Below are 18,104 nucleotides of genomic sequence, written 5' to 3'. Positions count from 1 at the left end.
CATTATGAACACAAATATTTCAAAACCCATATTTCATACTCCTTGTTTTTTGTCGTTTTTGGTTAAACACATCCAATTGGTTCATGCTGCCATTCAACCAAATCCTTTGTCCATTTTGCGACATATATGTCGTTCCCAAAGGGAATTCTTCTTTTCTCTTCTTACCATTTTTCAAAGTGATGATGGCTGAGGTTTCAGTACGTTGGAGCGGGATATCCAAAGCTTTTTTATTCAGCACATAGGTTTTTATAGTTCCTAAATTTTGAGAATTCATTAACCATAATTTTCCCTGACTGGATTTCACTTTCACCAAAGCTTTACTGTCTCCATCTAAATTTAATCCACTTTGGCTAAGCGATGTTTCTCTGAATTTACCCTGCCCATTTCCTTTTAAAAATAATCCTTTGGAAGCATCCAACCGGCCTGTGCTGATTTCATTACCATAATCATTGCCGCTGATGACCATATCCAAATTGCCATCTTCATCAAAATCCTGAACTTGAATAGCCAATACAGGTGCCATTTGTGCCAATCTTGGTAAGGCAGCAATTTTGAATTTCCCTCCACCTAGATTTTCTATGTAACTGGAATTCATCCAATTCGCCTCTAAAACCAAAGCTTTGCTTAATTCCTCTGCTGTCAGTACATCCGAAATACCGGCCACCGCATATTTAGCAAAGGTGTCAAATCGTTTCCTTGTCTGAATAAATTGCTTCGTCAAATCATCCCGGGTATTAAAAGGGAACTCCTTTTTTGTTCCTTCCCGATCTTTGAAATAAATGGTCGGAATGGCATCATAGGTGCCATCTCCGTTGAAATCCGCGGAATAAATTTTCGCTGGAGTTTTATCGCTTGCCCGATGCAAGGTGTTTTGACCTAAATTTCCTGCCACATAATCCATGTCGCCATCATTGTCAAAGTCGCCCGCACTGATGCTATTCCACCAACCCGATTTGTGCTCAATTCCGGTGTTTTTCGTCACAGAACTTAATTTACCTCCTTTGTTTTGAAACATTTGAATGGGCATCCATTCTCCTGCCAAAATTAAATCTTGCCAACCATCGTTGTCAAAATCCGTCCAAAGTGCATCGCAAATGAGACCGATATTTTGTAGTTCTGGGGCTACTTTGGCGGTTACATCTGTAAATTTCAATTTCGGCGATTCGTTTCTTAGGATGTAACTGCTGACAGGTTTGGGATAAAATCCAGGTTCAACCCTATTGCCAATGAATAAATCCATATCACCATCCTGGTCATAGTCGGCTGCTTTTACGCAAGAACCACTTTTGGTGAAGGCTGGCAAGATGCTTTTATTTTCCGTGAAATTCCCTTTGCCATCATTCAAATAAATTCGGTCTTGATATCCAGGATCCATTAAAGGTAATTCGTTGCTTCCGCTCACTACATACAGGTCTAAGTCGCCATCGTTCTCCAAGTCAAATAACAATGCTCCCATATCTTCGTGGACTTTCGGTAAGCCATTTGTCGATTGCACCAAATCTTTGATTTGGAATTTTCCGGAAGCATTTTGAATCAAAAATTGTCCTGAATGCTTGGAAGATCCGCCAATAAACACATCTTCTAATTGGTCACCATTGACGTCCCCAACGGCTAAACATGGACCTTGTTGAGAAAATTTATGTGGAATTAATTTTTGGATATTGAAATCAATCATATCATCCTCAATGTGTTGGTAAGGAATGTTCAATTCATTCGATACATCGGTAAATAAGGTAGGAACTGCTTTTTCTGCTTTTACTTGCCATTGTGCATTTTTTTCATCCAAACGAATCACTTGATTGGCAGCGATGTTTTTGATGATTTGCGATTGACCACTGGGCCAAACCACTTTTAATTCATTGATTTTTTGGACATTTCCCAAGCCAAAATGTGCTACATTTTCAATGGTCGACAAATAGCCTCGGTATGGATTGTATTCGTAAAATTGGGTTTGATTTTTGCCGTATTTGATTTCAATACTAGCGCCAATCCCTCCAATATTTTGACCTGAACCCTTTAATTCAACCCTCAAGTAGTGGCTTTTTTCAGGCGCTAATTGAATGGCTTCGTTGCGGTAAATGGAGGCGGAATCATTGATATTGTTGACCACATAATCCAAATCACCATCATTATCCAAGTCGGCATAAGCCGCTCCGTTTGAAAAACTGGGTTTTTTGATACCCCATTTTTTAGATACATCCTCAAAGCCCAAGTTTCCATTGTTTTTAAAAGCAAAGTTGGGGATTTTGACCGATGAAATCATGTCTAAAAGGAATTGAGGTTCAGCAAAATTGCCTTTTTCAGCTCGGTAAACCATGAAATCTTGTTCTGTTATGTCTTTGGGGAAACCATTGGTAATGATGATATCTCTTAATCCATCATTGTCAAAGTCGGTCACCAGGGGTGTCCAGCTCCAATCGGTTTCTGCTACACCAGCGAATAAGCCAATTTCACTGAAAGCCGGAATTCCTGTTTTGGGATCCTTTCCGCGGTTCAGTTGCAGGGTATTTCTAGGGAATTGGAATGTGTACCCAAATTTATCATTGTTTTGGTAGGTTTGGTAATTATTGCCCATGGTCAACATCTTTTTGCGGTAATTATCTGCGGCCATCATGTCAACAGCGATGATATCTACCAATCCATCGTTATTGATGTCATTCACATCATTTCCCATGGCCGAGTGGGAGGTATGTTTGAAATAGGAGGAGGCTTGATCGATGAAGCCTGTATGTTTCCCGTTTTTATGTTGGTTGATGTAGAGCAAATCATTGCTCAAATAATCATTGGTTACATAAATATCTTTCCAGCCATCTTGATTGATGTCGGTAATGTTAATTCCCAAACCAAATCCTTCGATTAAAATGCCTTCTTCTTTGGACACATCGGTAAAATGGGCATGTTTCGTTTTCGGATCATAATCGTTTCGATATAATCGGTCGGTTAAGCGAGAAGAGCCATCTACGATTTTCGGGTGATACATGTTGGGGTAATGGATATCGGCCATTTCATCCACAATGACATACAAATCTAAATCGCCATCGTTGTCATAATCGAAAAAATTGGCATTGGTTGAATGGGTGGTATCGGCTACTCCATATTCTTCCGCTAAGTTTTTAAAGCTAGGTATTCCGTTTTTGTCTATTCCTTGGTTAATGTATAAAATATTGGCTCTTTCTTTGGCTACTTTTTTCACGGTTGAGCAAACATAAATGTCCAAAAGATGGTCATTGTTGATGTCGACCAAGGTCACTCCGGAATTCCATTGGCCTTCTCCGGTAGCGTTTGATGCTTTGGTTACATCTTTGAATTTCAGTTGTTTATTTTCTCCAACACCCTCATTGAGGTACAATTTATTTCCTACTTGGTTACCTGTAAAATAGATATCTACTTTTTGGTCATTGTTAAAATCTCCAAGTGCGACACCGCCACCATTGTAGACATATTCAAAGGTTAAGATATTCATGGTATCATTTTCCGTAATCCGATTGGAAAATTGGATACCAGTATCTGCAGGATCTAGTTCAGTGAAAAGGTTTTTTTCGTCTGATTGACATCCGGTAAAAAGCAAGATACATGAAAGGGTGAATATGCTTGATAGGGTAGATTTGAAATTCATATAGGCCGGTAAGAAATTTTATTAAAAATAACTAAAAAAAAGAACAGAGATGACATTTGCCATCTCTGTTCTTTTAAAAAATTAGAAATAATTTCCTTTCTACTATTTGTAAGAAGGATCTTGCTCTAACGTTGCTTTTCCATCTTTCTCAGAACGGTCAATTGCCTCTTGAGGTAATGGGAAGAATTCGTGCTTACCTTTTACGAAGTTAGCACCTTTCTTGTACACACGCTTAGTAGCTTCAGCTGCATTATATTTGTTCAATACCTCTGCAGAAACACCCCATCTTTGTAAGTCAAAGAAACGGTGACCTTCCATTCCAAACTCTAAACGAGTTTCGAAACGAACTGCTTTACGAGCAACATCTTTGTCAGTCCAAGCTCCAGTATAGTTATTGATCACATAATTAGCAGCAGGAACTGGTTTTCCGTTTCCGTCGAATACCAATGTATAAGCATCACGAGTTCCACCTTGAACAGCTTTTTGAACAAATCCGTCTGGATTAGCTGCACGAGTTCTGATTTGATTAACCAAAGCACGAGCTTTCTCTAAGCTTCCGATTTCTACTTCACACTCAGCTAACCATAATAAAATCATGCTGTAACGCAAGATTCTATAGTTGTTAGATGTTAAGTTTCCCCAACCGTTGATTCCAGTGAAAGCTTTCGATGGAATGTGTTTCTTAGGTGAGTACGGACCCGCATAAGTTTGATCACGGATGAAATCCACATTGTGAATTTTATAGTCGATAAATAAGATACCTCTACGACCAACGGTATGGTCTAAACGTGGATCTAATTCACCTTGATATGGAGTGTAAGCAGCATCTAATGTTTTACCTTGATCATTCGTTACATCACTGTTGTTGAATGTATCTAACATTGGTAAACCGTTTTCAGTTTTGAAAGCGTTAACCAAGTTTTGAGATGGTTGGTAAAAACCACAACATCCCCAAGGTGAAGCGTAAGGGTGAGCAAGACCCACACCCGCGTTCGCTGCATCAGCATTTGCTGAAGAAGAAGCATATTGGATTTCAAAGATTGATTCAGCATTGTTACGAGTGCTAGCATCATGGTTATCTCTGTAAAGGTCAACCAATCTGAATTTACCACTGTTAACGATTTCTTCTAAGATCGCTTTTGCTTCTGTTAATTTAGTTGCGTTAGCAGCACCAGTTGAGATATTCCAACCTTGGAACATTTTTGCTTTTGCTAATAAAGCTTTAGCAGCCCATTTCGTTGGACGACCTACTTGAGCTTGCTTATCTGGTAATACAGAAGCCGCAGCAGTCAAATCAGCTTCAATTTTAGCCCAAGCTTGTGGGTTAACTGGAACTTTCGTTGACTCAAGGTCATTCAAATTATAGATTGTCTCATCGATGTAAGGAATGTTTTTGAACATTTTCTTTGCCTCGAAGTGAAACAACGCTCTCAAGAATTGAGCTTCTGCTTTGATTTGAGTAGCTCTTTCTGGAGCAATATCCTTTACATTTTTTAATGTATTGATCGCATCATTTGTACGTGCAACACCTTTGAACAAACCTCTGTATTTGTTCTTGATGTGTCCATTTGTTGCTTGGAAATCCCACTTCTCTAAGAAAGACTCTTCCGGTTGGTCACCAGCATCCGTTCCTTTGTAAGCATCATCCGAAGTTAAACCACCGAATACCCAGTTTTGGATATCATTCTCCCATGGAGCTTGGTCATCTAAACCTTGACCATCAAGCATGGCATAAGCACCTAAAAGTACGCCTTCAACACCCTTAGCCGTTTGTAGGGCAGATGGGCTATATTGAGCTTGCGGCTGACGAGTTAAGAATTCATCGCTACATGCAGTAGCAATTCCTAAAACGAAACCAGCTGACAAGAACATTTTTAAAATATTATTGCGTTTCATATTTTTATTTTTATTAAAAATTTAACAATGTTCAAACTTTATAATTAAAGAATTTAGATTCAACAATTAAAATCCAAGGTTTAAGCCTAAGATGAAAGTTTTCGATACTGGCATATAACCACCATCAAAACCAATTGTATTATCAGCTCCAGTTTGGATTTCAGGGTTAAGGCCTGAATACTTCGTAAACGTTGCTAAATTTTGTGCTTGTACATAAATTTGAGCATTGTCTAAACCAAATTTCTTACCAATAGAACGAGGTAAATTATAAGTTAATTGAACATTTTTGATACGTAAGTATGAACCATCTTCTAAGAAATAGCTAGAAGGACGGCTAGATACTTGATCATTCGCATCCATGATAGGTACAGTACCACTAGGGTTACTTGGTTGCCAAGCTTCATATAAAGCACGCTTAGAACGGTTACCTTGGAAAGTATTGAAATCAGAGAAGTAACGAGTATAGTTAAAGATCGAGTTGCCTTGAGATCCGTTTGCAAATACTGTTAATTCAAATGCTTTGTAACCTAAGTTCAAGTTCAAACCATAAGTGAAATCTGGATGTGGAGAACCGATGATTGTACGGTCAGCATCTGTGATTTTTCCGTCACCATTGATGTCAGCATATTTGAATTTACCTGCTTTGTTGTAATCCTCATAAGGAGCCCAAGCCTTCGCTTCAGCATCTGATTGGAATATACCCAACACTTTGTATCCGTAGAAAGAAGATACTGGTAAACCAGCTTGCGTTACAGTAACCGCAGGAACACGAGATCCATATCCGAAATAACGTGTATTTGGAGAAGCATCTAATTTATCTACATTATTTGTGTAAGTAGATAAGTTACCTGAAATAGAGTAACGTAAATCACCAATTGCATTTTTGTAGCTAATTCCTAAGTCAATACCTTTGTTAGTCATTTGACCTACGTTGAAAGCTGGAGCTCTTGCATCACCTGCTGAGAATGTGATTGGAGTTGTGAACAACATATCTGATGTAACACGATTCCAAACATCCAATTCTAAAGTTAAATGGTTATCTAACAAAGCAGCATCTAAACCAAAGTTAGTTGAAGTTGTAGTTTCCCATTTCGCATTTGGATTACCGAATGCGTTTGCATCATAACCAATAGCTGGAGTAGTTTGAGATCCGTCGATTGGATAACCAGCGTGGAAAATGTCCGCACGGTAGGTAGTATACGCGTTGTAATTACCAATTTTTTGGTTACCTGTTTTACCCCAACCAAAACGTAATTTCAAGTCATTAACAAAAGAAAGTTGATCTTTCATGAAGCTTTCTTCTGATAAACGCCATCCTAAAGAGAATGCAGGGAAAAGTGCATTACGAGAAGCAGATAAGAATCTAGAAGAAGCATCATTTCTTACAATGGCTTGAACTAAATATTTATCTCCATAAGCGTAGTTGAATTTACCAAATTGAGAAGATAACGTATAGTCATTACCTACGCTACCGTAGTTAGAAACTTTTGTAGGATCTCCTAAATCTAAATAACCCATGATAGAAGGGATTTCAAATGCATAACCATTACGACCAGCTCCGAAATACTCTCCAAATGCTTTGATGGACTCAAGACCTACATACGCATCTACTTTATGAATATCATTGAAAGTTTTGCTGTATGAAATAGTATTTTGCCATACCCATTGGTAGTCATAGCTAGTAGTCGAAGTAGAACCATTGTTGAAAGAACCTTCAACGTACTCAGGGTTTGCACGACCTAAGAATTTACCGTTACCTGTTGTTACGTCAACACCAAAACTAGTTTTAGCAGTAACTCCTGGAATGATATCGAATTCAGCAAATACGTTACCGAATGCTCTCATGCTATAACGTCTGTTATCAGCCTCACGTGCTAAAGTAGCATAAGGGTTAGAGTTATTACCTAAGTTAGCACCACGGCTACCTGCGAAGTTACCAGCGATATCATAGATAGGCAATAAAGGATGGTGCTTATAAGAGCCAGAAACAGCATTTTGCTCTTCGTTGTTACCAAATCCACCTTTACGGTTATCGATTGCTACAGTAAAGTTTTCACCTACGCGTAATCTTTTGTTGATTGCCGAAAATTCAGTGTTCGAACGTAAGGTATAACGATCATAACCAATGAATTTAACTACACCATCTTGACTAAACATACCCAATGATAAAGCATATTTGCTGTTATCTGTTCCACCCGTTGCGCTCAATTGGTAGTTCATGATTGGAGCAGTTTGAGTCATAGCACCCCACCAGTATGTATCTGCCGATTTAGTAATAGCATAGATATTATCTGGAGTTAAAGAGTATAATTTAGGATCTACACCTGCAGAACCTGCTTTACCAGCACTTGGGAAAACATAGTCAGGAATAGAAACTTCTCCATTGGATCCAAAAGTATATTGTCCGTGAGAAGGAGTTTTTCCAGCATATTTATCAGCTAAATAAAGGTATTGACCCAATTCTTTAGCGTTTAATGATTGAACATCATTCGCTACATTTTGAGTACCATAGTATGCATTGAAAGAGATTTTCGGTGCACCTGTTTTTCCTTTTTTCGTTGTGATGATAACAACACCATTCGCTGCACGAGAACCATAGATAGAAGAAGCAGAAGCATCTTTCAAGATTTGGATAGTCTCGATATCGTTAGGGTTTAAGTTACCTTGGTTTTCAGTAGGAGTACCGTCAATGATGTAAAGAGGATCATTGTTACCGATTGTACCAAAACCACGGATACGTACTGTTGCGTTACCACCTGGAGTTGCATCATTTACGATAGTCACACCAGAAGCACGACCTTGTAATTGTTGAGCAAAAGTAGTTGCTGGAACAGCTTGTAAATCTTTCGCATTAACGGTTGTTACTGCACCAGTGATTTCTCTTTTTGATTGAGAACCATAACCTGTTACAACAACTTCGTTTAAAGTAGAAGTTTCTTCAGCTAAACGAACAGTAATAGAAGTTTGGCTTCCTACTTTCACGTCTTGAGAAGCGAAACCTACTGAAGATACTGTTAAAATGCTGTTATTGTCTGCAGCGATCGTAAAGTTACCGTTAGCATCTGATGCAACGCCTGATTTTGAACCTTTAACGATAACGGATGCTCCAGGGATGCCATCGCCATCTTTTGCGGCAACAACTTTACCTGTAATCTTTTTACTTTGAGCTACTGCAGCATGGCTCCATAGGAATAGGGCCATAATAGCAAATACACTCGTTAATTGAGTTAGTAATTTGTTTTTCATAAAATTTTGTTTTGATAAAAAATGTGAAAAAAATGGTAATTCTGTAAACAGATTGTTCTCCTGAGTGACCTCCTTTCTTTAATTGATTATTTAAATGTTAAACGTAGTATAGTGCTATTTTTTCATAGCAAGCTATAAAAGTCCGTCTTTTTAAGTTGACATCCTACATTTTAACCATTTATTTTTGTAATATTTTGAGAATTAGTAGTGCTATACTGTTCTATGTGTGTATGGTTTTAGGATCTAATGAGCATAACTTAAAATTTGATTATGCAGTACATTTCTAATAATTTTTATTCATGCTATCGATTTATATTTTTTAGATTTTATCAATATTTCAAGCGATGCTTGTGTTGATATTTTGATTGATTTTTCCCCAAAAAAAATAATGAACTAAAATTTGATTCATTGAAAATTTATTAAAATCGGTTATTTATTTCTGAAATACTATCACTAAATGAAATCAAAGGTATATTTTTCGTTTTTTCTTGACCATTATTTGCAAATTAATGTAGGTTTTTTCATATTTGACAGTATTGTAACAGTATAGTACAGAATAGTGATTGGATTAAACCAATTTTTAAAGTTGAGGATTTCTAAACTTTTAAATTGTATTTTTCTAATTTATTATTTTAACCGAATATTCATTGTAAAATTTAAAAGAAAGGAGGAATGTATAAGAATTAAAAGAGCCCAAATCAATAAACCCAAAGTAAATAATTTAGAAAACTAATTTAAATTTCATTATGAAAAACAATTTTTACCAAAGTCTTCGAAGCTTTCTATTGCTCGCGATTGTGATGCTAGGGAGTTTTTCGTCATTTGCACAGGATCGCAAAGTAACGGGAAAGGTTATGGACGCGAGTTCTCAGGGTGTACCTGGAGCAAGTGTGATCGTAATTGGCACTAACGTTGGTGCTTCAACTGATATTAATGGTAACTTCTCGCTGAATGTAAAATCAGGTTCGGCAGTATTGAGAATTTCTGCAGTAGGTTACAAAACACAACAAGTATCGGTAGGTAACCAATCAGTTGTTAATGTTAAATTAGAGGAAGATGTTAGTCAATTAACAGAAGTAGTTGTTACTGGTTATACGACAGATAATCGTCGTGAAACAACTGGTGCCGTTTCTATTGTTAAAGCAACTGAATTAACAGTTCGTCCTTCAGGTAACGTTGAACAACAATTACAAGGTCGTGTGGCTGGTTTGAGCGTTATTACGAACGGACAACCAGGTACTACTTCTCAAGTTCGTATTCGTGGTTTTGGTTCATTTGGTCCAGCTGGTTCCAATGATCCATTGTATATCGTAGACGGATTACCAGTACCTTCAACAGATTTTATTAATCCAGATGATATTGAGAATGTAACAGTATTGAAAGATGCTGCTGCTGCTTCTATCTATGGTGCTCGTGCTGCTAATGGTGTGGTTGTTTACACCACAAAAAAAGGTGCTAAAGGAGCTAAGAAGTTGAATGTTTCTTATGATGCCATGTATGGTGTTACTGATCCAGGAAATGGTCAAGCCATGATGAATCCAACGGATTTCGCTAATTGGACTTGGGCTGCTAAGAAAAATTCTGGTGAGGCTTATGGTCACCCTCAATTCGGTTCAGGTTCTACTCCTGTAATTCCTGATTATATCAATGTGGGTGGTGCTTCAGGTGTAACTGGATCTGTAGATTTAGCTGCTGCCAAATTAAAGTACAATGTTAATCCAAATGCTGGCCCTATTTATCAAGTAGTAAAAGCTGCTAAATCGGGAACAGATTGGTACAAAGCAATTACACGTTCAGCTCCATTACAACGTCACTCATTAGGTTTTAATGGTGGAGGTGAAAATAGCCGTTTTTATATCGGTTTAGGTGTTCAAAACCAAGACGGTATCTTATTGTCTAACAGCTTCAATCGTTACAGCTTCCGTGCTAACTCAGAATTTAATATTTTCAAAAATGTTCGTATTGGAGAAAATATTCAAATGACTTATCGTCAAACACTTGGTTTGACAGGTGGTAATGGTGGTCAAGGTATTGCTCAAGATGAAAATGATATCTTACAAGCATTCCGTATGCCATCAATTATTCCAGTTTATGATGAATTTGGTGGTTATGCAGGTACAGCGGCAAAAGGATTTAATAATCCACGTAACCCTGTAGCGAATCAAGATGGTCAATCGAAAAACAATAGCTTTAATACAAGTGCTGTTGGTAATGTTTATGCTGAATGGGATGTAATTCCTGGTTTAACAGCTAGAACATCTATTGGTGGACAATATAATAGTGGTTACTACTTCTACTACTCTCGTTTACAATATGAGAACTCGGAGAATAACTCAGCATTTGGATATGGAGAAGGTTCTAACTACGGTTTTGCTTGGACCTTTACCAATACGTTGAACTACAAGAAAAAATTAGGTTTACATAATTTTGATGTATTATTAGGTCAAGAAGCGCTTAATAATGGTGCGGGACGTTCTATCGGAGCATCTGGTTTAAATCCATTCTCAACTGATCCGAACTATATCACAATGTCTACAGTAGCTGGTGCTGGAAAAGTTGTTAACTCTAACTTATTCTTAGGAGTTAATTTCTTCTCATATTTCGGAAGATTGAATTATATCTATGATAACAAATATATTTTAACAGCGGTAGTTCGTCGCGACGGTTCATCTCGTTTCGGTTCTAATAGTCGTTATGGTATTTTCCCTGCATTCTCTGCAGCATGGAGAATTTCATCTGAAGAATTCATGAAAGATTTGACTTGGGTGAATGATTTGAAAATTCGTGGAGGTTGGGGAACAATGGGTAACTCAAACCCAGTTGATCCGAATAACCAATATTCATTATTTAGTACAAACGTAGGTCGTTCGGTATATGATATCAATGGTTCTAACTCTAGTGCTGCTGAAGGATATTACAGAACTCGTATTGGTAATCCAGACGCTAAATGGGAAACTGCAGTGACAAAAAATATCGGATTTGATGGTACTTTCTTAAACGGTAAATTGGATGTAATTGTGGATTTCTGGCAAAAAGATACCAAAGACTTATTGTTACAATTGCCTATCCCTGCAACCAATGGTTTTGATGCTGCTTCTCCTTCCGTTAACGTAGGTGGAATGGTTAATAAAGGTATTGATATCGCAGTTTCAACAAGAGGAAAAATCACAAATGATTTAACATTTGATGTTGGTGTAACAGCAGGTATTGTAAAAAATGAAATTACTGAAATCTCGAGTGGACAAACGTATATTTCTACCATTAACCCAGGATACCGTGGTTTACAGCCAATTAGAAACCAATTAGGATATTCAATTTCATCTTTCTATGGTTATAATGTAATTGGTTTATTCCAAAGTGCATCAGAAGTGGCTGCTGCACCTAAGCAAGATGGTGCTGGTCCTGGTCGTTTCCGTTACCAAGATATCAATGGCGACGGTACAATTGATGCAAATGATAGAACTTACTTAGGAAGCCCAGTTCCTCAATTTACTGCTGGTATGTCCTTAAGATTAGCTTACAAAAACTTTGATTTAGTGAGTCAGTTGAACGGATCTTTTGGAAACAAAATTTTCAATGCATCCAAATGGTTTACTGATTTCTATCCATCGTTTGCTGGAGCTGCGATTAGTGAGCGTGTGAAAGAATCTTGGTCTCCTAGCAATCCTAATGCTACAATTCCAATTTTCGAAACTGCTTCTAATTTCTCTACCAACACTCAGGCTAACTCATTCTACGTAGAAGATGGTACTTATGTTAGATTACAAACAGTAACATTAGGTTATACTTTACCAGCTTCGGTTCTTTCTAAATTGAAAATGAGTCGTGTTAGAGCATTTGCTTCTGCAAATAACTTGTTAACGATCACTGGATATAAAGGATTAGATCCAGGTGTAGGTGGAAACGCAGATACTTCTTTTGGTATTGATGTAGGTAACTATCCTATTACTAAAAGTTGGACTGTTGGTGTAAATATTGGTTTTTAATTTAAAATCATGAAAGAAATGAAAAAGAATAATTATTTTGTAAAAAGAAGCAAAATAGCATTAGCGACCGCTTTGGTTGCCTTGCTAGGTGTTGCTTGTAAGGATAACTTTTTAGAAATTAAACCTGCTGGTGCAATTTCTGAAGCTCAATTATCAACTAAGGCCGGAATTGAAGGTTCTTTGATTGCTGCTTATTCAATGATCTCAGGATCAGGAACTCGTATGGTTCACCCTTGGAACTGGGTTTGGGGTTCTGTACGTGGTGGAGATGCTAATAAAGGAACCGATCCAGGTGACTTTTCAGACATCAACCCCATTCAAACGTTCAAATATCAGTCAACTCAAGGTGTTATCAGTGATAACTACAGAGGTTTATATGAGATTATTGCTCGTTCAAACAACGTGTTAAGATTAGTGAAAGTAGCTACTTCGGAAGTTACGGCTGATGATAAGAAAAGAATTTCCGCTGAAGCTAAATTTTTAAGAGCTCACGCCTATTTTTCTTTAAAGCGTAACTATAATAACACTCCTTACGTTGATGAAACACAAGACTTGACAGTTGTAAAAAATGACAAAGACTTGTGGCCATTGATTGAGGCGGACATGCAATTCGCTTATGACAACTTGCCAGCTACTCAAGGTGCGGCAGGTCGTGCTAACAAATGGGCAGCAGCAGCATATTTAGGTAAAATTAAATTATATCAAAAGAAATATGGTGATGCAAAGGCTTTGTTTGATGCAGTTATTGCTAATGGTGTAACAGCTAATGGTAAAAAATATGCTTTGGTTCCTAAGTTTGGTGATTTATTCAAAGCATCAAATGATAATAACGAAGAGTCAATTTTTGCTGTTCAAGCTGCCGCTAACACAGGTAGTGTTAACAATGCGAATTCGGATGGGGACTTAAACTGGCCTTATAATACAGGTCCAAATGGTCCAGGTAACTGCTGTGGATTCTTCCAACCTAGCTTTGAATTAGTAAACTCATATAGAACAGACGGAAGTGGTTTACCATTGTTGGATGGATCTTATAATGTTGGAGCTAATCAAGTCGTATCGGATATGGGAAAATTATCTTCAGATGCATTTACTCCAGATGCAGGTTCTTTGGATCCTCGTTTAGACTGGACAGTTGGTCGTCGTGGTATTCCATTCTTAGATTGGCAAGATCATCCAGGTAATGACTGGATTCGTAACCAATCCAATGGTGGTCCATTCTCTCCAAAGAAATACTCTTACTACAAAACTGATAAGGGATCTTTACAAGATAATAGTTCTTGGACACCAGGTTATACTGCCTTAAATTACACAGTTATCCGTTTTGCTGATGTATTGTTGATGGCTGCTGAATGTGAAGTAGAAGTTGGAAGTTTAGCAAAAGCGCAAGAGTATGTGAATTTAATTCGTACTCGCGCAGCTAATTCTGCTGGTTTTGTTAAAAGAGGAGCTGCAGATGCTGCTAATTACAATATTTCTACTTACTCTTCTGCTTGGACAGATAAAGCTGCTGCACGTAAAGCAGTTCAATTTGAGCGTAAACTTGAATTAGCTATGGAAGGTCACCGTTTCTTCGATTTAGTTCGTTGGGGCACTGACATTGCTGAAATCAATGCTTACTTAAAATATGAAGCTGCTCCAGGTAGATTGCCAAATACATTGGGTGGATCTACGTATGAGGCTAAGCATGCAATATTGCCAATTCCTCAGGCTGAAATTGACTTAGTGAACGTTAAAGACAAAATTATTACTCAAAATTCAGGGTATTAATAGTCAATAATTAGAAAAAGGGTGGTAGTTTCTACCACCCTTTTTTTTTGATTAAATAGGATTAACACTTTCTTATACTTTTTTATCCAATTTTAATATCTTTACTAATTAATTCCCTATAATTTAAACCTTTCATTTTTATGTTGAGAAGTAATTTTCTTTATCTGATTTTACTTTTATTAGTCTTCACATCTTGTAAGAAAAATAGCACTTTTGAATTAATCCCTTCGGATAAATCAGGCATTACTTTTAATAATGAAATCAAAGATAACGATACCTTAAATATTCTTAAATACGAGTATTTATACAATGGAGGAGGCGTGGGAATGGGTGATTTTAATCAAGATGGACTTCAAGATCTATTTTTTGCCGGGAATATTGTTGATTCCAAATTGTATTTGAATAAAGGTGAACTCAAATTCGAGGATATTACTCAATCAGCTTTGATTGATACAAAAAAACGTTGGTGCTCTGGGGTAACTGTGGTGGATATCAATAATGATGGTTTATTGGATATATATGTGTCTGTTACCATGAAAAAAGCGGATACGGATCGAGAAAATTTATTATTTGTTAACCAAGGAATTAAAAATGGTATTCCTTCGTTCAAGGAATTGGCCAAAGAATATGGAGTGAATGACAATGGTTATTCTCAACATGCAGCATTTTTTGACTGTGATAAAGATGGGGATTTGGATTTGTATGTCTTAACGGACAAAATCGATGATTCTCCTGCTATTTATCGCCCCAAAGTGAATGATGGGACTTATCCGAATACAGATCGTCTCTATAAATGTGAATGGTCGGCAGAATTGAAACATCCTGTGTATAGAAATGCTTCCAAAGAATCAGGTATTACTTTAGAAGGATTTGGTTTAGGATTGGCCATTTGTGATATCAATCGAGATAATTGGCCAGATATTTATGTAACAAACGATTATGTATCGGACGATATTCTCTATATCAACAATCAAAACGGTACATTCACCGATCAAGCAAAAAAGTATTTCAAACATACGAGCCAAGCGGCCATGGGGAATGAAGTGAATGATATCAATAATGATGGATTGGCTGATTTTGTGGTGTTGGACATGCTTCCCAAAAACAATGAACGGAAAAAGCAATTTTTGCCTGTTAATAATTATCAAGTGTATGAAAATTCGGATAAATACGGATATACCTATCAGTACATGCGAAATACGCTTCAATTGAATTCGGGTGTTTATGATCAAAATCAAGTTAAACCTTTTCAGGAAGTAGGTTTATTGGCTGGTATTTCAGAAACTGAATGGAGTTGGTGTCCATCCGTGACAGATTTTGATAATGATGGTTATCGGGATTTATTAATTACCAATGGTTTTCCAAAAGATGTAACCGACCGTGATTTTATGATGTATCATGCTGAATCGCAATTTCTTGCCTCTCAGGACATGATGTTATCACAAATTCCTGTGATTAAAGTGGTTAATTACGCTTTTAGAAATAAAGGAAATTTAAAGTTTGAGGATGTGTCAGCAGAATGGGGATTTGAATTGCCTTCTTTTTCCAACGGTGCTGCGTATGGCGACTTGGATAATGATGGCGATTTGGATTATATAGTCAATAACATCAATGACGAAGCTTTTGTCTACAAGAACAATTCAATCGAAAATAATGCCGACGAAAGTCATTTTATACGTTTAAAGGTTAAAAATGAAAAGGGCAAATCAAGTCAGTCGGCTTTAATGTGCAAAATAGAAGGAATCTATGATAATGGTGAGAAATTTTATTATGAATATACTCCCTACCGTGGGTATTTATCTAGCGTTGATCCTGTTTGTCACATTGGCTTAGGCAAGAATCGAAAAATCAAGGAATTGCATATTCAGTGGCCCAATGATCAAATGGAAATTATTAAAAATCCTGGTGTTGATCGGGTGATTGAAGTGACGCAATCAAATGCACATTTGGCTTATTCTCCATTTTTCAAACCTGAAAAATCCTACTTTTTAGAGGATTCTACCGCTATTGTTAGCAATAAAATTCATCAAGAATTTGATTTTGTGGATTTCAATTTTCAAAATTTAATACCTTCCAAATTATCTGAATTAGGGCCATATTTGACATCTGGAGATGTAAACGGCGATGGTAAGGAAGATTTTTTCATGGGAGGAGCTAAATTTTATTCGGGCATTTTTTATATCCAAAATCCCAATGGAACCTTTGATTCTAAACCTTTGGAAAAAACCATCCAAAAGATGGATAAGCTCGGAGAAGATTTAGGCGTTTTATTAATTGATTTAGATAAGGACAAAGATTTGGATTTATATATTTGTCGAGGAGGCAATGAAAATAAACCCAACGACCCCAATCTTCAAGATGTAATTTATCAAAATGATGGTAAGGGAAATTTTACGCTTAGCGTCAATTCATTGCCTGTATTTTATGAGAGTAATTCTGCTGTCCGTGCCAATGATTTTGACCACGATGGAGACATAGATTTATTCGTTGTGGGCCGGAATGTTCCTTTGCAATATCCCAAAGCAGCTAGTTCTCGATTGTTAAGAAATGATTCCCATCATGGCCAAATTCGTTTCACCGATGTTACCGCTAGCCAAGTTCCAAAATTATTAAATAACGGTCTGGGCTGTGATGCCATTTGGACAGATGTAAATGGAGATCATTGGGATGATTTGGTCTTGGTGGGAGAATATGCACCTATTCAAATTTTTGTGAATCAAAAAGGGAAATTGAGTCAAGAAGACAGTGCTGATTTGAAAGACGTCAATGGTTTGTGGACTTCTATTCGCTCAGCGGATTTGGATAAAGATGGTGATTTGGATTTGGTAGTGGGAAATATGGGGAAAAACACCCTTTTGCGCGCCGATGAAAAACATCCTGTGGATATTATTCACGGAGATTTGGATGATAATGGCGTGTATGATTTATTTCCATTTGTTTATTTTCAGAATGAAAAAAAGAATTATGAATCTTATCCCTTGCACGGGAAAGACGATATTCATAAAATGTTAAACCAAACACGTAAGCGTTTTGTGTATTTTAAGGAATTGGGAAAAGTTAATCAAACGACCTTTTTTACGGAAGAAGAACGCCAGAAGGCCAGTAAAATCAGCATGAATACCAATGCTTCCGTATGGATTGAAAATAAAGGCAAAGGAAGTTATCAGGTACATGAATTGCCTGTAGAAGCGCAATTTTCGTGCATCAATTCCATGGAAATCATGGATGTTAATCATGACAAGCATTTAGATATTGTCTTCATCGGTAATAATTACGGGAATGAAGTATTTATTGGCCGTTACGATGCCTCTAATGGGGGAGTACTATTAGGTTCAGGCAGTGATAAATTTACCTTTGCGCATGATTCTGGATTCAATGTGTTTGGAGACGCTAAATCCTTGATTCGTTTGTCCAACTCTACATTGGTGGCTTCTCAGAATAGGGGGAAGTTGAAGGTGTTTAAATTGAGGTAAAAGGTAATAGGTAAAAGGTAATAGAATAGGTAAAAGGTAATAGTTAATGGGTAAAAGGTAATATTTATTTATTGATAATATTAATCAATTAATTGATAATCAATTAATTATGTTTTGTAA

6 protein-coding genes are annotated in these 18,104 nt (G+C 37.0%); 3 read left to right on the top strand and 3 right to left on the bottom strand.

The window, feature by feature from the left end; genetic code table 11:
- Positions 1–19 precede the first annotated feature (19 nt).
- From V7S76_RS04640 to V7S76_RS04630, 3 genes are all read right to left on the bottom strand, one after another.
- Positions 20–3,616 (bottom strand): VCBS repeat-containing protein, encoded by a 3,597-nt coding sequence (locus V7S76_RS04640; protein WP_459508884.1) that lies wholly within the window; start codon positions 3,614–3,616, stop codon positions 20–22.
- Positions 3,617–3,718: 102 nt separating this feature from the next.
- Positions 3,719–5,512: a RagB/SusD family nutrient uptake outer membrane protein gene (locus V7S76_RS04635; RefSeq protein ID WP_459508883.1), complete on the bottom strand. Its 1,794-nt coding sequence runs from the start codon at positions 5,510–5,512 to the stop codon at positions 3,719–3,721.
- Positions 5,513–5,578: 66 nt separating this feature from the next.
- Positions 5,579–8,758, bottom strand: coding sequence for a SusC/RagA family TonB-linked outer membrane protein (locus V7S76_RS04630; protein WP_459508882.1), 3,180 nt, complete (start codon positions 8,756–8,758; stop codon positions 5,579–5,581).
- A gap of 746 nt (positions 8,759–9,504) precedes the next feature.
- Here V7S76_RS04630 and V7S76_RS04625 point away from each other — a divergent pair.
- The 3 genes from V7S76_RS04625 (at position 9,505) to V7S76_RS04615 (ending at position 17,984) form a co-directional block, all read left to right on the top strand.
- A complete protein-coding gene (locus V7S76_RS04625; protein ID WP_459508881.1) occupies positions 9,505–12,744 on the top strand; it encodes a SusC/RagA family TonB-linked outer membrane protein in 3,240 nt (1,079 codons plus the stop codon).
- Positions 12,745–12,762: 18 nt separating this feature from the next.
- On the top strand, positions 12,763–14,511 hold the full coding sequence (locus V7S76_RS04620; RefSeq protein ID WP_459508880.1) for a RagB/SusD family nutrient uptake outer membrane protein: 1,749 nt from the start codon (positions 12,763–12,765) through the stop codon (positions 14,509–14,511).
- Positions 14,512–14,651: 140 nt separating this feature from the next.
- Positions 14,652–17,984, top strand: coding sequence for a VCBS repeat-containing protein (locus V7S76_RS04615; protein ID WP_459508879.1), 3,333 nt, complete (start codon positions 14,652–14,654; stop codon positions 17,982–17,984).
- Positions 17,985–18,104 lie beyond the last annotated feature (120 nt).

The sequence above is a fragment of the Aquirufa sp. ROCK2-A2 genome, assembly GCF_054558485.1.
Note: the sequence above shows the minus strand (reverse complement) of the source record. Positions and strands in the feature narration are given on the sequence as shown.